Source organism: Lentzea sp. NBC_00516, from assembly GCF_036346835.1.
Lineage (GTDB): Bacteria > Actinomycetota > Actinomycetes > Mycobacteriales > Pseudonocardiaceae > Lentzea > Lentzea sokolovensis.
This window is the reverse complement of the sequence record NZ_CP107840.1, coordinates 7,541,615-7,559,576: the sequence shown is the minus strand read 5'-3', so window position 1 is coordinate 7,559,576 and position 17,962 is coordinate 7,541,615. Positions and strand designations below refer to the sequence as shown.

18 protein-coding genes and 1 tRNA gene are annotated in these 17,962 nt (G+C 63.1%); 3 read left to right on the top strand and 16 right to left on the bottom strand.

Annotated features, from left to right (window positions below; all coding sequences use genetic code 11):
* Positions 1-65: 65 nt before the first annotated feature.
* Entirely contained in the window at positions 66-947 is an 882-nt protein-coding gene (locus tag OG205_RS34670) for a helix-turn-helix domain-containing protein (protein ID WP_330272127.1), read from the top strand.
* Between the two features lie 51 nt (positions 948-998).
* Here OG205_RS34670 and OG205_RS34665 read toward each other — a convergent pair whose 3' ends face one another.
* The 6 genes from OG205_RS34665 to OG205_RS34640 form a co-directional block, all read right to left on the bottom strand.
* Complete coding sequence (locus OG205_RS34665; protein WP_093595963.1) at positions 999-1,271, bottom strand: hypothetical protein; 273 nt, start codon at positions 1,269-1,271, stop codon at positions 999-1,001.
* Between the two features lie 295 nt (positions 1,272-1,566).
* Positions 1,567-3,735: an FtsK/SpoIIIE domain-containing protein gene (locus OG205_RS34660; protein ID WP_330272126.1), complete on the bottom strand. Its 2,169-nt coding sequence runs from the start codon at positions 3,733-3,735 to the stop codon at positions 1,567-1,569.
* Positions 3,728-4,555, bottom strand: coding sequence for a hypothetical protein (locus tag OG205_RS34655; RefSeq protein ID WP_330272125.1), 828 nt, complete (start codon positions 4,553-4,555; stop codon positions 3,728-3,730). Before OG205_RS34655 ends, OG205_RS34660 begins: the two co-directional genes overlap by 8 nt.
* Positions 4,552-4,881 carry a hypothetical protein gene (locus OG205_RS34650; RefSeq protein WP_330272124.1) on the bottom strand — a complete coding sequence of 110 codons (330 nt, stop codon included), beginning with the start codon at positions 4,879-4,881 and terminating at the stop codon, positions 4,552-4,554. The genes OG205_RS34655 and OG205_RS34650 overlap by 4 nt, the downstream gene beginning before the upstream one ends.
* Complete coding sequence (locus OG205_RS34645) at positions 4,878-5,216, bottom strand: WhiB family transcriptional regulator (protein ID WP_330272123.1); 339 nt, start codon at positions 5,214-5,216, stop codon at positions 4,878-4,880. Before OG205_RS34645 ends, OG205_RS34650 begins: the two co-directional genes overlap by 4 nt.
* Complete coding sequence (locus tag OG205_RS34640) at positions 5,213-5,494, bottom strand: helix-turn-helix domain-containing protein (RefSeq protein WP_330272122.1); 282 nt, start codon at positions 5,492-5,494, stop codon at positions 5,213-5,215. Before OG205_RS34640 ends, OG205_RS34645 begins: the two co-directional genes overlap by 4 nt.
* A gap of 152 nt (positions 5,495-5,646) precedes the next feature.
* On the opposite strand from OG205_RS34640, the gene OG205_RS34635 reads away from it, so the two are divergent.
* Both OG205_RS34635 and OG205_RS34630 read left to right on the top strand, forming a co-directional pair.
* On the top strand, positions 5,647-6,018 hold the full coding sequence (locus tag OG205_RS34635; RefSeq protein ID WP_330272121.1) for a helix-turn-helix domain-containing protein: 372 nt from the start codon (positions 5,647-5,649) through the stop codon (positions 6,016-6,018).
* Positions 6,019-6,316: 298 nt separating this feature from the next.
* Positions 6,317-7,339 carry a tetratricopeptide repeat protein gene (locus OG205_RS34630; protein ID WP_330272120.1) on the top strand — a complete coding sequence of 341 codons (1,023 nt, stop codon included), beginning with the start codon at positions 6,317-6,319 and terminating at the stop codon, positions 7,337-7,339.
* On the opposite strand, the gene OG205_RS34625 is transcribed toward OG205_RS34630, so the two are convergent.
* From OG205_RS34625 to OG205_RS34580, 10 genes are all read right to left on the bottom strand, one after another.
* The gene (locus OG205_RS34625) at positions 7,304-7,879 is read right to left on the bottom strand and encodes an NUDIX domain-containing protein (RefSeq protein ID WP_330272119.1); all 576 of its coding nucleotides are present in this window, start codon (positions 7,877-7,879) and stop codon (positions 7,304-7,306) included. The genes OG205_RS34630 and OG205_RS34625 overlap by 36 nt on opposite strands.
* A 9-nt stretch (positions 7,880-7,888) precedes the next feature.
* Positions 7,889-10,729 (bottom strand): NACHT domain-containing protein, encoded by a 2,841-nt coding sequence (locus tag OG205_RS34620; RefSeq protein ID WP_330272118.1) that lies wholly within the window; start codon positions 10,727-10,729, stop codon positions 7,889-7,891.
* Positions 10,730-11,014: 285 nt separating this feature from the next.
* The gene (locus tag OG205_RS34615) at positions 11,015-12,166 is read right to left on the bottom strand and encodes a DUF1508 domain-containing protein (protein WP_330272117.1); all 1,152 of its coding nucleotides are present in this window, start codon (positions 12,164-12,166) and stop codon (positions 11,015-11,017) included.
* The gene (locus OG205_RS34610; protein WP_330272116.1) at positions 12,163-12,663 is read right to left on the bottom strand and encodes a hypothetical protein; all 501 of its coding nucleotides are present in this window, start codon (positions 12,661-12,663) and stop codon (positions 12,163-12,165) included. Before OG205_RS34610 ends, OG205_RS34615 begins: the two co-directional genes overlap by 4 nt.
* 49 nt (positions 12,664-12,712) lie before the next feature.
* Positions 12,713-12,788, bottom strand: a tRNA-Lys gene (locus OG205_RS34605).
* A gap of 380 nt (positions 12,789-13,168) precedes the next feature.
* Positions 13,169-14,347 (bottom strand): site-specific integrase, encoded by a 1,179-nt coding sequence (locus OG205_RS34600; protein WP_330272115.1) that lies wholly within the window; start codon positions 14,345-14,347, stop codon positions 13,169-13,171.
* The gene (locus OG205_RS34595; protein WP_330272114.1) at positions 14,347-14,541 is read right to left on the bottom strand and encodes a helix-turn-helix domain-containing protein; all 195 of its coding nucleotides are present in this window, start codon (positions 14,539-14,541) and stop codon (positions 14,347-14,349) included. Before OG205_RS34595 ends, OG205_RS34600 begins: the two co-directional genes overlap by 1 nt.
* A gap of 17 nt (positions 14,542-14,558) precedes the next feature.
* The gene (locus OG205_RS34590; protein ID WP_330278291.1) at positions 14,559-16,133 is read right to left on the bottom strand and encodes a replication initiator; all 1,575 of its coding nucleotides are present in this window, start codon (positions 16,131-16,133) and stop codon (positions 14,559-14,561) included.
* Between the two features lie 26 nt (positions 16,134-16,159).
* Complete coding sequence (locus tag OG205_RS34585; RefSeq protein WP_330272113.1) at positions 16,160-17,650, bottom strand: FtsK/SpoIIIE domain-containing protein; 1,491 nt, start codon at positions 17,648-17,650, stop codon at positions 16,160-16,162.
* The gene (locus OG205_RS34580; protein ID WP_330272112.1) at positions 17,620-17,838 is read right to left on the bottom strand and encodes a hypothetical protein; all 219 of its coding nucleotides are present in this window, start codon (positions 17,836-17,838) and stop codon (positions 17,620-17,622) included. The genes OG205_RS34585 and OG205_RS34580 overlap by 31 nt, the downstream gene beginning before the upstream one ends.
* Positions 17,839-17,962 lie beyond the last annotated feature (124 nt).

Here is a 17,962-nt window from a genome sequence, read left to right as displayed (position 1 = left end):
GCAGGGGGAGCTGACGCGGTGTGCGGCACCGCGTCAGCTTCACCCACGTACCGAGCGAGCCGAATATGCCCAAGAACTTCAGATCCAACCTTCAGAACCGCGCGGTTGGCCGCGCACTTGCGTTGTGGCGCAAGGAAAGCGGCTTGAGTCTGGCGGAGGTGGGCGAGCGCGTGCGCTGGTCGTCGGCGAAGACGTCCATGATGCAGAACGCGCTTGTCCCGATCGTTGACGTTGATGTTGTAGCGCTTGCCCTGGCGTATGGGGTCAGCGACGAGCGACGGAAGCCCGTCGTGCTGGGAGCGCAGCGCGCACGCGATCCGCTGAGGTTCGACCTGCTGACCGGTGACGCCTCGTCCTGCGTCGGGTGGACGTACGCCGAAGTTGAGGCCGAAACGAGCTACGCGCAGGTGGTCGCGCTCGATGTGTTGCCCCCGGTCGTCCGGACACCGGAGTACGAGGCTGCCTTGCGCGGCGTCCAGGTGGGCGCGGTTTCCGAACAGGGGCACCGCCACTACAGCGATGCTCACCGAGCGCGAGTGATGCGGCACCTCAGTGAGAGGCCGTCGCTGCGGCTGGATCTCGTGGTGGGAGAGGCGGTCCTGCGGCGGCCGGTTGGCGGTGCGCTGGTGATGGCGGATCAGTTGCGGCGGATGGCTGCGTTCGCGGAGCTTCCGGGCGTGCGGGTGTGGCTGGTGCCGGATGAGCTGGGAGCTTTCGCGGGGATGACGTCGTTCTCGCTGTTGTCGTTCCGTGAGGATGAGTTCGAGGACGTGGTGTACCTCGACAACCTGCACGGCGGGACGTGGCTGGAGGCGGAGTGCGAGCGGCGGCCGTACGCCGAGACCTTCGAGCGGTTGGTGACCGGGGCGCTTCCGGCCGACGCCACCGCCGAGCGACTGATCGAAGCTGCACAGTCCCTCAAGGACAAGGCCGACCAACTGTCGTGACGCGTCTTGTGCCCTGTTACCGCAGGTGTCCAACAGGGCATGACTCGCCGTCTAAGGGCCGAACTTTCCAGTGGTGCGCTTCGATTCCCATCGGTCGAGTTGATGCAGAGCATCCTTGCTGTAGCCGATCGACCTCATGGCTTCCTTGACACGGTCCACGTCGAGGCCAGCCCCGCGAAGTTCGCCCATCACCTTGGGCATGAGCGACTCACTCTGAGAGTTCCGCGACCAGGCGTTGTTGCCGAGATGATCGAGGAAGTCCAGCAGTTCGGCCTGCTCCTCAGTGAACCCCTGCCAGGCGAAGCCGCTTGGTTTCCGTGCCATCAGAACAAGATACGTTGGTCGGGGGACGTACCATCGTCATCCGACGTGTCCAATCGTGAATCTCGATCGAACATGATCGAGTGAGACATCAGAGAAGCCGCTTGTGACGGGTCGGCCGTGTGCGGCGCCGGTGTCGGGATGGCGCGGCACGCGGCCGTTTTCCCGTGGTTGTGACGGGTCATCCGTCACGCGTCACACCCGTCACGGCGGCCCGTTTCCGCTGGTGAACACCGGTTTTGCATCCGTCACAGGGCGTGTGACGCGTGACAGGTCCGCTGGGACGGGTTGTGACGGGTCAGCGGTCATAGTCGATCACCTCTGCCTCGATCACTGCGGCGGCGCGGGCACGCTGGATCGCCGCGCGGATGTCGGCGACGGCGTAGCCGCGTACCTGCTTTACGCCGTCCTCGGTGGGCACGCGGTCGCGGGTGGGGCTACAGCCGAACTCGGCCATGTCGAGCCCGAATCCCTTGGGCTCGACTCCCAACGCGTCCACAAGTTCGGCCGTGGGTACGAAGCCCCGTCCGTCATCGCTGCCGAGATCATCAGCGAGGTAGTCCACAACGGACGCCAGCGGTTCCGGTAGCTCGATCTCGTCCACGCGCTCGGCATCGGCGGGTGCGGGTGTACCGCCACCGATGGCCTTCGCCACGGCCGCGTGGTCGAGCACCGGTTGGGATGCCTGTCCGGCGGCGTGTCCGGTGAGCGTGCCTTCCGCCTCGCGCAAGGCTCGCCCGCGTTGGCAGATCTCCCTCCAGTCCTCGTTGGGCATGTAGAACGTGCGCACGGTCAGCGCGAGCACATCGGCGCCGGCCTGAGTCTCGCCGTCCGGCCGCAGGATGCCTACACCCTTGTGGGAGGGCAGGAGACGGCTGGAGTCGTACCCGCGTGTGTTCATCTGCTCGCCCAGGATGATGTTGCTGTCCCTCCAGTCCATCACTCGCAATGCGAACCGCGACCCGAGCACGGCGCGCAGACTGGACGGGATGGTCTTGCTGTCCGGCCGTTGCGTCGCGAGCACCAGGATCACCCCGGCGGCCGGCGCCTTCTTCGCCAGCCAGGTCAGCAACTCTCCGATGTACTCGCCAGCGGTGAGCTTCTTTCTTTGCACCTCAACAGGAGTACGGTCCTCCAACGGAATCTGAACCTCATCCACGACCAGGGCCGTGATCGGCATGTCCAGCGCTGGATCACGGGACATGTCCGGTGTCACCTTCGACTCCGGGCACGTCAGGTCATCGAGATCCTGCATCCGCCGGTAGCGGCCCTGGACATCGGCGACCAGTTCCACGAGCCAGTCCAGGAACCCGAGCACGTGTCCGCTGTCGTCGCCAGACATGAACCGGTGCGCGACTTGCTCGGCTGCCTTCCAGTCCTTGCCGCTCTTGAAGTCCGCCACGTACAGCCTGGTGTGCGGGTCCAAGATCAAGCCCGCGGCCGCCAACCGTTCGGCCATTGTCTTGCCCTGCCTGGGAATCGCGCCGATCAGGACCGACGTCCACACCAACGGCAGGTCGATCCGGCGTCCGCGTGCGTCGGCGCCGAACGGCACCGGCCGCCACGCGTCCCACCGATGCACCGCCAGCAATGGTGTCCGGATGGGTGGCTTGGCGTAGGGGTCCTCATCGGCCACCCACATCGCCACCCGTCCGGCGTGCCCGCCGTTGCCGCGCACTCGCTCCACACTGAGCTGGATCTCATCCACCGCGAGCGCGGAGGCGAGCGCTTCCCGGTGCTTGACGACATCAGCCGCCTTGCGGGTCGCGGGCAGGTCGACCGTGACGGCCCATCCTTCGCCCCTGCGCGTGGCCCGGTCGACCAGGCGCAGCGTCTCGTCCTTCCCGATCAGCTTGGCATCCCTGAACGCGTCCACGAGCACCTGAGGGTCCATCGTCCACGTCAGTGTGCGCGGACCGGCGAGCACCGCCTTACGTCCAGGGCTGCCGTCCTTGCGCCTGCCGAGGAGCGCCAGCGCCACGGCGACCACAACGCCGACGATCCACAGCACCCGGTGCCCGTACACGAGATCGAGCACCGCGAGCACGACCGCGACCGTGACCACCGTGGCCCCGGTGACCTTCCACCGGAACAACGTCAGTTCCCGAATGTCGGTGAACTTGTCCGCGAGCTTCTCCGACTGCTCGGCCGCGTCGCGGTAGTCCCGCACAGTGACCCATGAACGCCACCACCGCACCGCGACCACGAGTCCGCGCACGACCGCACCCAGGAGCCGGAACGGTGAACGCAGCACAGCCACCACGAGATCCTTCACGGCCTGTGCGGCGTGAACGCGATCCTTCGCCCACAGCGGCACACGCGGTGAACGCCGCCACCAGTTCATGGCCCGCTGACGCCACGGCGTCTGCTCGACCGGCCGAACGTCGTTCACGAACTCGCCTTCGAGCACCGCCCGCACCGGCAGGGAGGAGTCCACGCCGACGAGTTCTCCATCGCGTTCACTCATCGTCGTCACCACGCTGCACCTCGGCCGCAAGGATGGCCGCCAACCGCGACGACAGCCCGCGCGAGCAGCCAGTGACACCGCGCACCCACGCCGGACTCACCACGACACCAGGCGACCACGCTTCACGTGCCATCGTCAGATACTCCGCGAACGACACTCGACTCTGCGGAAGCTTGTTGTTGCGCTGCTTGGGTTTCACGGGTTCATGAACGGCCTTCGTGGGCAAGTCCGCGGTGACTGACACCGTGCGCATGGACGCTTCCGTGAACGCCGCCGCAACCGCCTCGGTCAGCTTGTCGCGCAGATCCGTGACCGCTTCAGCAGCGACGAACACCACCAGCGGAGGAACCGAGTGCAACACCACGCCCGACATCGACCCGACCGCCCACGAGTGCCAGGTGTTCATCACGTACGTGGCCGCGAGTGTGAACCACTTCGCCCGACGCGTCCACGCACCCGTGCGCACCTGGTACCGCGCGGTCACCTGCTCGGCCCGCAGGATCGCCAGCAGCACCAGCGACACCGTGGGATCGAGCAACCACGCCGCCAGCCACGGCAACGACCACGCCGGCGTACCCGCCGCCGCGAACGACTGCACGTTGGTCATCGTGAACCCGAGACCGAGCACGATCCCGACCCAACACAAGCGGTCCACCTGAGCGCGCACCCGCTCGACCCGCAACGCGATCACGTCCGGATGCGTTGCATACGCGCGCAGCTCCGCCGCTTCCGCCGCATCAGCGGCAAGCTTCGCCGCCGGGGCGGGCGGCCGCCCGAAGGCGGCCACCCCTTCCCGAACCTTCTGCAGTGCCGTCCTCATCGCCGGTCACCCCGGCTACGAGGACTCTCGTACGAGGTGATCGTGAGGGCTTTCGTCAGCGTGTACGCCGCGAACAAAGCCGGCAGTCCGAGGACCACGAGCAACAACACCGTGTCGCCCCGATGCGTGATCACCAGCCACTGCACGCCCACGATCACTCCGGCCATAACCAGCACTCGGCCGGTCAGCGACAGCAATCGAGCACCAGCGCGAGCCGCATTCGCCGTCGCCTTCGCCCGCCGGGCGCTTGCCCGCCAGACCCACAACAGCACCACGACCACACCCACCGCAGCGAGGATCTGCGTCGGAGTCAGGTTGATCGTCATGACGACCCACCGCCTTCACGACGGGCACGCCACGCGCGGTACACCTGACGGCGGTCCTCTTGCGACAGGCCACCCCACACGCCCACGGTGTCCTCACCGGCCGTGCGCAACTCCAGTTCCAAACACACGCCCCGGATTGGGCAGTCCGCGCACAGCCGCGCGGCTGCCTCGCTGTCGGTGATCTCCTCCTTCTCCCACTCAGGGCCGTCCTCGTTGGCCCACAACCACATGCACGCACCGTCCCGCGTCACGATCTCCAGCAGGACCTCATCCGGCACCTTCGAGTAGCGGTCGAGCTCCGCCGCCACGAACTCGTAGTAGTTCTCCTGGTTCACCACACACCGCCGATCCGCTGCTGGTACTCGCGGAACTCGCGCTGGTCGGCGGCCCACTTCGCGACGTCGACCACGCCGCCCGTGTCGGATGCCTGCTTGGCCAGCTCCTCCACTGCTCGGGCAGGCACCACGTATCGCGTCCGCAACCGGATCGCAGGGAACGAGTTCTCCCTGATGGCCCGGTAGATGGTCGCTGCATCCACTCGCAAGATCTGTGCCGCTTCGGGCACTGTGTAGAAGGTGGGCGGGGAAGCCCCCGCACCCGTAGTTGTACTCATCAGAGTGTGCCTTTCGGAAGACTGATTTCTTCGTCGAAGGCGCTGACATTGGCGTCAATAACTGCTGTCTATCCGCTGATGTCTGCGCTAAGTCCGCTCTCTGCCCGCAAGCCGCGCTAATGTCGGCGCCGAGGCGGAGCACGGAGGCACACGTGACGGAGGATTGGTCGGCGGTCGCGGAGGCAATCAATGCCCGCGCGAACGAGCTGACTCTGAAGCAAAGGGAAATCGCCGAAAGATCCGGCGTATCCCTCGCGATCGTTCGCGAGATACAGCAGGGCCGGATTCAGCGCCGGCGGAGCCCACGCACCCTCGAAGCGCTGTCGATCGCGCTCGACTGGCACCCGGAGCACCTGTCGGCTGTGCTGCAAGGGAAGCGACCGCCTGAGATCGGTCCCCCTGCCGAGACCTTCGACCCGGTGGTCCCGCTGTTGCAGACGATCATTCGCGAGCTTCGAGGACTTCGCGCTCAAGTCGGAACGCTGGCAAGTCGCATTGACGATGGGAGCCGTCAAAAGGACTAGCCACAATTCACTAATCAGATTCGGTGTTGCTGTCATGGGAACAGCAGACCGTTTAGGGAGGGGTGAAGATAATTGCCCGCGATTAGCAAGCGGGCTGTTAGGAGGAGTTAAGTTCGCAGGTCACGGCCGTTAGGAACGGGGGAACGTGACGAGGAGAAAACGCGGCGAACCGCCGCGAACGCGGTTGCAGGCGGTTCGCGAAGAGCTGGGACACACGCAGGACCACGTAGCTAGGTACTTCCTGAAGCGTGGCCCTCAGATAGGCGTTGCGGTGGCGTCTCCGTCAGCACTGGGCATCATGATCTCGCGCTGGGAGAACGGCCACGTCGAAGTCACGGAGCCCGGCTACCAGCGACTGTTCCGTGAGGTCTACGGCCGCTCAAACGAAGAGCTTGGCTTCCCTCCCGAGATGACGAGCCAGTCTGCCGAGGAGCTGCGTGATCGCCTCGTGGTCGCGCGGAACATCGACACGGCGACGCTCGATCTGTTCCAACGTCAGGTGAACGATCTACGCAGCTCAGACCGCCAGTTCGGCGCGCAGGTCGTCCTCGACCAACTGAACAACCTCGTCCGGCAGATCGAAGACGTGCGGGTGTTCAGCGTCAGCTCTAAGCATCGCGAGCGCCTTGCGGCGATCCTCACCGACGCGCGAACACTCGCCGGATGGACGGCACTCGATCGAGGCTCGCAGCTCCAAGCGTGGCAGTACCACGAGGACGCGAAAGTCTCTGCGAGAGAAGCGGATTCGCCGCAACTCCTCGCACACGCCGCCGCACAGCAGGCCGTGATCCTGCTCGACATCGGAGAGCCGGCCGCGGCGGTCGAGCTGCTGGAGTACGCGCGCTACGTGGCGGAGAACCGGGCGCCGTCGCTGTTGCAGAGCTGGCTTGCCGCCGCGCACGGCGAAGGCCTTGCGGCTGTTGGCAATCGTGACGCCTCACTCCGGGTCTTCGATGACGCAAGCTCTTTGCTGCCAACGAATCCGGTTGATCCTGCGATGCCGTTCCTTCTCCTCAACGATGGCCAACTCGTGCGATGGCGCGGCAACGCTCTTCTCCGGCTCGGAGATCCGGACGCGATCACTCAGCTTGAAGCCGCCGTTGCCGACCTCGTCCGGCCAGAACGGTCAGCGGTGCGCGGTCTGACGAACACGTACGTCGACCTCGCGTTCGCCTACGCCGCCGCCGGCGACGGTCGAGGAGCGCTTGAGTACGCGCGCAAGGCGCGGCAACTCGCAACGCGCATCGGCTCTGATCGCCAGCGGCAGCGGCTCGCGAACCTGGAGCTACCTGTCCCCAGGGGTAGTAGCGACATTGCGTGAAGCCAAGTAGTACAGCAGCGGGACAATCGCGCCGGAGCCAAGGACTTCGCCGCGTTGCACCAGTTCGAGAACGCGGCTGACCGAAATCCACTCGATCCGAGCAGCTTCCTCCGCGTCGGTGGGCTCTCCTACCTTCTCCGCTGCCCGCCACACGTACGCGTCTACAGGCGCGTCGATGATGCCGGGCAAGGGCTGGAAGGTGCCGATGTGCTCAGGCTCGCCGATCGGACGCCAACCGGTCTCTTCTTCCGCCTCGCGAGCGGCCGTGGCCGCTGGCTCCTCGCCTGCCTCGACCAGGCCGCCGATCAGCTCATAGCCCCACTGGTCCACTGCGAACCTGTAGCGCCAGAGCGTCAACACCTCCTCGTTGTCGTTCACGAGCAGCGCCACGGCGACATGGTCGAGCCTTACGACGTGGTGCTCGAACCGGCTACCGTCCGGTGGTTCCACGTCGACGAGATCGACCTTGACCCAACGGTTGTCATAAACGGTCCGCGTGCCGTGGACCTTCCACTTCAATTCCTCCGGATACTCCGTCACCGCACCAGACTATTTCATATCCAGCAGATGACCAACCGGCTGGTGCTCAAAAACCGAAATCGCGATTTCACGGATTCTCTGGTCGGTGGTCCACTGCGCAGGCGACACATGCTCACCCAGAGAAGCCAGCACTTCAGCAACTGATTTCGATTCAGTTGGAGTAAGACCTTCGGTGACCCCTTCAATCCGATATCTATTCGGCGCAACCCCAGAGTCACTACGAGGCGCCGATAGAACATCCCTAATTATCTGACCACCAACCGGAATGGCGTCAGATTTCAGGCCGCGGAACTTCAACTGAAGCGCCATCAGCACACCTGTGTCGACATCATCCCAAAGAACATGATCGGAGAATGACATCGCACTCCGCAATTCTCGCAGATTGCGTGAACGTGCGATCGATTCCACCCCAATCATTTGCTCCTCAGTTGCAGCGGTCAATGCAGTCTGCAAGCGCAAACGGGCCGCCACAGTCAGAACCGAGGCATCTTCCGCCCATTCAGCGAGCAGGTGAAGCGCCGCCAGCCCAACCCGTCCCGTATTCTGACGAGCCAAGTCGGTTGCCTGGAATACAATTTCGCGAACTTGCGTCGACGCGATTGCTAGAGGAGCTAATACGTCTGCGAGATGCATCGCTCGTCCACCTAGACCGAATTGGAGCGTCGCAAGCGCGCGCTCGACAAGGAGGCACTGATATCCAGGCTGATTCGCAGCGACGTCATCATCAAGAAGATCAACGGCTAGTCTTGCCCCCGGCAAGAGGATCGACATTGTTGGCGTAGCACGGTCCAACTCGGCCAACATCGCAATTACTTCACCGCGGAAGTGATCTGCTTCTACAAACACTCGGCCAACGGCAAGAAGCCATGTGTTTCGCCAATGGGCCGATGGCGCTATCGTACGCATCCGCTGCGCGATGGCCTCATCGCGCCCGCGTGTAATAGCTCTTGCGGCCATAAACTCTTGAAGTGATCGGACTTCAAAGCCGACTGTGTCCCCCCTGGCCGGCACCAGGAGAACAAGCCTATGCATGGCCGATTCGACAATTCTTTGCGCCAGCGGCTTAGCATCCTTCTCCGAATGCCCTTCCGTCACCAGATGTTGCAATGCGATCGCATGGAGATCGGCGGTCGGCAGCATCGACTCAGCATCGGATTCGTGTTCAGCTCGAATTTGAAGTTCGAGTGCTACGTTTTCGTGCAGCTGGTCTATATACCTACGCTGCTCATCCAACATCCGCGCAGTCGTGCCCGGCTTGCCGACTTCACGCGCATAGATCGCGTCGTAATATAGACTGAACAGGTTATACCTGCTCTTCGGCGCGTGCGCTCGACGCTCGAAGAGAAGCGACATAATAGTCACCTGGAGTGGAGATCGCATCAGGCGCGCAGTTACATGCTCCGTGGCCGCCGATGTTACTCGTTGAATCACCAATTGACGAAGATCTATATTTCCACTGTGCGTGACCTCAGCGAGCCTTGTAGCGTACTCTACGGCCTCGTCGACGTTCAGCGCCCTCAGGTAAACATGCTGATGGTACTGCGGAGAAAATTCCTCCGAATATCCCTGCGGCCTCGTCGTGGCGACCATCAGCAAATCGGCGTCAACATCAGCGGCTTCCACCGCGAAGTCTTGCAGTTTCTCATCAATTATCGCCCTGGTTGTGGCAGCCGGGACCTCGTCAAGGCCGTCTAAAATTAGTATCCAGGGCCAGTCACGGAGCCATGCCTTCATATCCGCCGCATTGAGTGGCTCTGTGGTCCTTTTACTGACCTGCTCGGCGATGTACTTGAGCAGGCTGACATCCTCCCCTCCCCGGACAGCATCGCCGTATGCGCTCAGCGAAATTTGCATCGGCCACCGCTTTGCGGTGATTTCGGGAAGTCCAAGCCTCACAAAGTCCTGCTTAAGCGTACGATGAATGTCGCCACCTTCTAGGCCAAGCTTAAAGGTAGGACGGTCATCCAAAAGCTCAACCCTATACAGCTGACATAGAAGCTGACCTATGGTCGTTTTACCTTGGCCCGGCCCGCCAACTATCACATAGTTGCGCAGGCGCCCGACCGAAAGTTTTCTGATTGAGTTGCCTGCCTCAATCAGTAGAGCCGCCACCCCAGAAGCACGCGACTGCTCTTCGCCGTCCACGTGCTCTAGCGGGAGATCGATAGCAATCTGGCTAAGCTTCACCTGCGCCGAAGTATCTGCACCTGTTTGAGAAAGACGAAGATCCTGGCCGCCCTTCATCATCTTTACGGCGTGAACCGCAAGCGTTTCAGATATTCGCGATGTAGCACCCTGGAATCTTTCGGCGATGCAGGACAGGACGTCACCAGGGGTAATGAACGCCGCATAAGCGCGCCTAATGTCTGCGCTATCATCGAGAAACCTGCATATCTCGTCATAATGCCACAGATCCCAGCCTTTTAGCTCAAAGCTTTTCGCAAGCTTTGCCACCTCAGCCTTGACTACATCAATTCCACCCGAGTCCTGAACGGCCGATAGAACCACGTTAGAGCAGATCAGTATATACTCGGGAAGCTCAAGGCCAGGATTTTTTCGTTTCGCAGCACGCCAGCCCTCGAACTCTGCCTTTATCTGGCTGACCAACCAGCCAGCATTAGTGGCAACGTCTTGCCGCTGACGAAATTTCGCCTGCACGACACCATAGCCGTTCCAGTTACTTGCTGGACTCAAGTTTGGATATCCGACAGCGCCTCTAAATGTCGCTTCACGTTTCCCGTCGCGACCGTCCCCGAAGATCGAAACACCGCTTCCGAGTACCTTCTTAGCCAAGGCTTGGATAAGGTGCTCGAACTCCCGGGTACCAAGGCGCGTCAGGTCGTAGTCCACCACATGATGATGGTGCACTACGACCGAAAGTGCTACCGGACAGGCCGATGCTCCGTGCTAGAGGCCTATCGATTGCGACAACGAGCGGTGGGCCGCCAGGGACTCGAACCCAGCCACCTACTGTGCCAATTGAGCTAGCAGCCCTCGGGGCACAGCCTGCCGACCCTGGTGTATCTATCAGAGTCCTGAGCGTGAGACTCGCTTGGTCCCCACACTCAGTTCTCGCACACCTGGCATTCAAACCATCAATCACGGTCAACGACAAGTAATTGAAACCAGGCGTTCTCAGCGTTCATCGTTGTGGTTTGAACTCGCGATCCGGCGTGTCTCATTCAACGCGCCGAGAAGTTCCTCCCTACTCCCATACAACGCACTTTGAGCGAGAATCGCACCGTTTGGCGCATGTATCGTGAAGTAGTACTTACCCGCAGAGTTCTTAGTTACTCTAACACTGGAGCCTTGCAGATCCTGATCCTGTTTGCGTGCCAGGCGGGCGAGTGCACGCTGAAGCAAGTCGTTATCATTAGCATCGCGCCACTGGATCACTTCAACCGGCGGAGTAAAGCGGTCAGACCGTGCATTGAAGGCTCGAATCTCCTCGGTGAGATCCGAGTTTGTCACGATCAATCTACCCGCACTGCTGACAGAAGAGCTCTGATCAACGATTCGCAGGACATCATTCATGCCAAGCCTCCGCGGAGGCTTCCTGTATTTCAACGCGACTGATATTCGACCGCTAGCGGTCCGGACGGAAAAGTCGAATACATCGTCATCAACTAGCCTTTTAACAGCCAGGCCGTTACTCAGGCTGCGTATAGCCGCTGCCAACCGTGACTCATACTCAGAAGGACCTACATTTTCGGCCTTAGCAGATAGATCTGCAATCGCGGAATCTAGACGACCTAGCAGTGTATATGCGCGTTTCAGGGCTGACTCGAGTTGATCAGCTTTAGGCGGCCTTCCACTGGGGTGTGCGACTTCGTTACGCAAGCTGAGAAGTTCAAAGAAATCGTTGACTTCGTCGGCGGCGATTATCTTATTCTCACTGAGGGCGTCAGCAAGAGCAGAAAGCCGGGCTACCTCAGAGTCAGACGCGAGACTGATCGAAGCAATCTCACGGATCTTCCGCTCGATAGAGCCAAATGTATCCATGAACTGGTATTGCAAGTACACATTACGACTACGTCGAGCACGCAAGCGGTACTGATAAACGAAGAGAAGGAGGCTAGCTACAGACCCTATGATGATTCCGATAAAAAAGGAGTAACCGCTGAACCGTTGCCAGTTCAAAAAAGTCAATGCGACCGCAGCCACTATGGCCGCAAGCGTGGACTGCACCAATGCAAGCAGAAGAAAGGAACGCCTGTACTCCGGCGCATCCTTGAGCAGCTCACCGATCTGGAATCGCTTGCGCCCAGGAGGGCTCTCACCTCTCATTGATCACGCCTCCTGAACTCGAACTTGAACTTGAAGTCGGCAGCAAAGACAATGAGACCTGTAACTACAGCGAGCCCGATCAGACCAACCCAGTTCCACCCAGAGTTCAGCAGATAGCTACCGAAAGCGCCCGCCGCGATTCCGGTAAGGGTGGATGCAACCTTGGTCCAGGTCGGCTGCCCCTTCTTAGGTTCATGATCAAAAACTTTTGGACTCTTCGCTGCTTCACTTACAACAGACGCGGTAATTTCAGGCAGACTTTCGCCTTTGAGTCGCCTTGAGTCCTCGATCCTCGTCGCCTCACGCAGTACTTCAAGACCATAGTTCCTGACATGATCTTGGAACCGTGTGACCGCTTGCGGACTCATGCCTTCAGGCAACGAAAAGCTAACTTTGGCTTCTTTTGCCTTCTGGATCTCGTCAGCTCCCGGACGAGCCGTCAACTCCGGCGGCGCACCGGGTGGTTGAGCACCAGCCTGGACTTGCTCAGAATCCACCGATGTCTCACCTCGACGCCCGACCCTGCCCCGGTCAAGTGCTACGAACTGGTGGGCCGCCAGGGACTCGAACCCTGAACCCGATGATTAAAAGTCACCTGCTCTGCCAATTGAGCTAGCAGCCCTTGGGGGACAGCCTACCGACCCCCGCATCCGAGTTGGGCAGGGTGGTCCCTCTAGGGCTATGGCGGCGCCCACACCCCGTCAGCGCTGCCGGCGGACCCGTACGCTGAGGGTCACGAGACACAGGTCCGACCGAGTGGATCTCGTCCTGCCGTCTGTCCTGTAACCGGGGTCATCAGGGTGCACCTGGTGCCTGTCCAGGACACCCGTGAAGCCTCAAAATCGCTGGTAGGACTCCTCCGACCGAGTGAACTTCGGTCTTTTAATCTTCGGGTTCAGGGTTCGAGTCCCTGGCGGCCCACCAAACCCCCAGGTCACAGGCCTGGGGGTTTCGCTTTGGAAGATCACTGATACGCCTTTGATGCGCTTTACTCCCTGACTCTCAATCTGCGTCGCCTCCGGGTTCGTCCTGCTCAGGCCGGTCGAGCGCCCCTTCCAGCGCGTCAGCGGCCTTCCGATCGACCGCTTTCCGGGCCAGGTAGGTGTCCTGGGTCATGGACGGCCGGGCGTGCCCGAGCTGGTCCGCGACGATCCGCGCGGATAGCCCGGCCTCATCGAGGATCGTGGCCGCCGTCTTGCGGAAGACGTGCGAGGTGACCCAGGCGAACTCGTCCCCTCCACGAGCCTTCCGGATGTCCCTGCGGGTGTTGGACGGGTCCCGCAGGCCACCAAGGCTGTTCGGGAAGACCGGCCCGTTGGGGAACAGCGTGACCGCACGACGCCGCCGCAACATGTCGAGCGCCCACCTGGGCAGCGGGAGCGTCCTTTCGCCCGCCTCGGTCTTGGTCGACTTCCTGATCAGCCCAAGCCCGCCAGCCCGGATGACCGTGTAGTTCACGTCGACCGTTCCGGCCTCGAAGTCGACGTCCTCCCAGTAGACGGCCAGCGCCTCACCGATCCGCACGCCCGTGGCCATCATGAAGCGCGACAGGTCAGGCAGGTCCTTCCGGACCGCCACCGGGTCGGAGTCCAGCATCTCCAGCCACAACAGACGCTCCTCCCGCGTGAGCGCCCTTGGGCTTTTCTTCCGCCCGCTCTCCAGTGGGTCCGTGTCCCTCACGGGGTTCGTGTCGAGCGCCCGATCTCGGACAGCGATCCGCAGGGCACCCGAGATCACCGAGCGCGCCGTCTTGGCGCTGTCGACACCAACCGATCGCCACACCGTGCCCAGGAACGCGTCGATCCGCGCCACGGTCATCTCACGAATCCGCAGCTCACCGAGGCCCGGAAGGACATGCCGGCCGAGGATGCTCCGGTAGGTGTCGAGGCTGCTCGGCGACCGCTTGCCCATGTCCACGAGTTTCTGGAACTTCACCTGCCACGCTTCCAGCGCGTCCTTGAAGCGGCTGTCTGGCGTCAACGAGTCTCCCGACGGGCCTTTGCGCTCGGCGAGCGCCTTCTTGAGCCTGCGCTCAGCCTCAGGCTTGGTCTTCCCCCTCCGGAGCACCGGCCGCGTCTTGCCGTCGAAATCGCGGTAGTTCGCGACAGCAGTCCAGCCTGCTTCCGTTTGATTGCAACGAATCTTGCCGTACGTACCGATGTCAAGCGGTGGACGAGGCATCAGGCCGCCTCCTCAAGCAGGTGCTCGAACCAGCTCCGCACCTCGGACGGCAGGTACCGCAGGTGCTTCCCCAAGCGCCGTGCGGGTGGGCCGTAGTTCTTCGTCCGCCAGCCGTAGAGCGTGTGGACCGGGACGTTCAGGTAGGCCGCAACGTCACTGACTGTCCACAGTGGCTCGAACCGGTGTGTGTCCATGATGTTCCCCCTCTAGATCAAGCAGCGTGCGGTGTTGCCGAACTCCCCGGTGGTCCGGCAGATGCGAGCAATGCGGCCGTGTACTCGGCCTTCCACCTCCGCCGCTCAGCGACGGCACTCAGCAGGAGGTGGGCTCGAGGCGGCACGTTCGGGTCACCGGGCTCGACGTTGTTCCAGACGACCTGTTGGGGCTGGTCCTCGGGCTTGATGCCGACGTCCGCGAGCAGTTGCCGAACGAACGTCTTCCGGTCGTGCTTGTGGTCGGCGAGCGACTTCCCGGACCACTTCCGCGACACGAGCACCCGCCGACCAGCAACACCGAGCGTGGTCCGCTTGTGCGCCTTCCCCTTGCACTTGCCGGGCACCGTGGACAGCCGAGCCCCACGAGGCTGGACGCCGTAGAGCAGCCACACGGGGCACTGCGGCGAGCAAGGCGTGACCGCGAGCTCAGCGCAGAGGCGTTCGGCGTGGTCCTCCTGGCGGGCCGTCTGGGCCTCAAAGCACTCGTTGATGCTCTTGGTGAGGTACTTCGTCAGGTAGCCGATGTGACGGCCGGCCTCTTCCGTTCCGCCGAGGATGCCCTTGGAGTGCACCTGCACCCCGAACCGCGCGACGTGCGCGGGCCGCTCCACTTGGTCGAGCGCGTCTTCCCAGGTAGGCAGGGCTTTCCGCGTCTGCGGATCAACGAAGCCCTTGGCCCGGACATCCCACACCGGCAGGTTGTCACCGCCGTACTTGATCTCGTCGTGCTCGGGCCACCAGACCTGGTGGTACGTGGCCTCAGCGACCGCCCGCAGTTCCGCCCGCGAAATCGATCCCCGAACCGCCGCGTGCCAGTGCGGAGCAAGCCGCCTCTGTGGCTCGACCGCCGAGAAGTACTGGACCTCCCACCCGACGCACCGGCGAAGGTTCTGGACGAACCGATCGAGCAGCGCCGCGAAGTGCACCGCGTCCCGAGCAGCACGCCGGTAGTTGTAGGTCGTCGGGTCAACGGGCGTGCCGTCGCTGCGGACCTTGCCGTAGGTGTCGAGCGTCAGCGTGAGGAACGTCGAGGGCTGGTACTTGCCCCCGAACACCTTCCCGACCGTGCGCTTGCTGACCGGCCGCCGAGGCAGGTTGGGCGCGTCCTGCCGCCGCCTGGTCGACCGCTTCCGCGCTGCCTTGAGCGGCACCTCCAGGGAGGGGAGTGAACCGCGGACTCCGAGTTGCCGAAGTTCGGCGTCGACCTCCGCGACCTCTTCCCGAACTTCCTCCGCTCCGACCTCGTCACCCTCATCGAGGGCCAGCCGGAAGGCCTTCACGAGGTCAGCCCGGTAGGCGGTCAGCTCCCGCTGATCGTCGGTCGGAGCGTCCGGCGTGAAATCGGGCTCCTCGGTGAGGTGCCACCCCTCACGACACTGCGCCATCCGCAGACGCCGGTTCTTCTCCGCGCAGGTAGGGCACACACTGGCCACGGTCGAGCCGCACGGCACCGGGACGATGTCGACGCGTCCGGTGTCGAGGTCGATCCGCTCCTTGGCCAACGGCCGGACACAAACGCCGTGCTCCTCAGCGACGGCCCGAGCGATGTCGAGCGCGGCCGGCTGCTTCATCCGCTCCGAGCGAGTCAGGTACTCGGTCACGCCGCCGCCCTCCCCTCACCGCTGGTCGGGAACTCGTGCACGGTGGCCGGGGCGAGGTAGACGCCCAGCTCCACCAGGTCCGCGTCCGTGACGTGGAAGGCCCGTGCCCTATCCGGTTCGCGCTGCCCGTCCTCCTTGAGCCAGGCGACACCAGGCGTGCTCTCGCTGATCTCATGAGCAGCCGCGCCACGTTGCCGAACGCCATCCCCAAGCACCATGTCGACCTGGACCGGCTCATCGAGCCGCAGCGCAACACGGGTGGTGAACAGGTGCCGGAAGGAGACGACCTCCTTGCGCGGGTCTTGAACCAAGCCGACGACGGCGTAGCCGGGAGCGCGTCCCTGCGAGGTGATCGTCTGAACGGCGCGCGTCGCACGTTCCCGGAGGTTCCGGTCCGGCTGGTAGGCGATCAGGTCGGCCAGCTCATCCACGATCAGGACCGTGAACGGCTCACCCGTGCCGCGCGCCCACAAGCGCCGGATGCCCCGGTACCGCGCCGCGCGTTCCTTGACCTCTGCGGCGATTTCTTCAAGCAGGGCAACAGCTTCCGGCCCGTTGTCGTAGATCACTTTCTCGAACGCGGTTGGACACTGACCCAGCTCCATACCGCCCTTGGGGTCGATCCCGACGAGCCGGACCATGCCCGCCTTGATGGCCGGGGCGAGCTGCCAGACGATCGACCACAGCACCGAGCCCTTACCAGCTCCAGGCACCCCGACCACGAGGACCTGAGAGCCGAGCAGCTTCAGCCGCCAGGACTTACCGGTCTCGGTCCGCCCAACGACGACGCGCTTGAGGTCAACGTCCCCGGCAGCGGCGAGCGGCGGCACCGCGACCGGACGCGACAGCGGATCGGAGTGGATGAAGTCGAGCTCAAGCACACTCGGCCGCAGCACCCGCACACGACAGGACCGCGCGTTGAACGAGTGCGCCAGGTTGTCCCGACGCGCTTCCCACTGCTCTGGAGACTGCGCCGGGATCATGCGAACCCGGACCTTGTCCCGCCAGCCTTCCGACCGGACATACCGCAGCTTCGGGCGGTACTCCCTGCCTCGACTGTCTTTGGTCAGTTCAGCCAGCCGCATCACGGTGCGCCAGTGCGGCGCGTAGACCGTGAGCCGCCGCCACTCAGTCATGACGCAGTACCAGCCGTACCGCAGGAACGAGCCACGATCGAGGCCGTACCAGACCGTCAGAGCACACACGAGCGACAGCAGCGCCAGGACGAGCGGCGACAGCCCGAACTGGCGATAGCCGATGTAGCCACTGAGGCAGGCCGTGACCGCGACCGGGTACCGGACCGTCACCACGACGAGCTTCACGGCCAGTCGGCTGGCAAGCCAGATCAACGCGAACGGCACGAGCACAACCTTGATCCAGCCGGGCAGCCACACCCACCACGGGACCTGCGGCCGTGCACCCTCGAACGGTGCGGGATCAACCCAGCGGTTGCCCTTCATCGCGCAACGCCAGCGCACTTGAGGCACTGGAAGACGCTGCCCACGCTCGGGATGCGCCCAACAGGCTGGAACGCTCCCGACTCTGTGGTGTGCTGCGTCTTGCAGGTCAGGCACTCGAAGCCTTCAGCCTGCGCGGCCGTGAGTTCCAACATCTCCAGGCTGCCGCCGTCGAGCATCACGACGTAGCTGGAGACGGTCTGCTTGCTGGAGATCATCCGATCCCACAGCAGTTGCTTTGTGGCCCTGTCTGGCGCAGGAATGCGCCCAGGCTCTACGCTCATCTTGTTCACTCCCGAGTTGGGTGGACAACGCAGGAGCGGCGAGGTTGGTAGCCGGGTT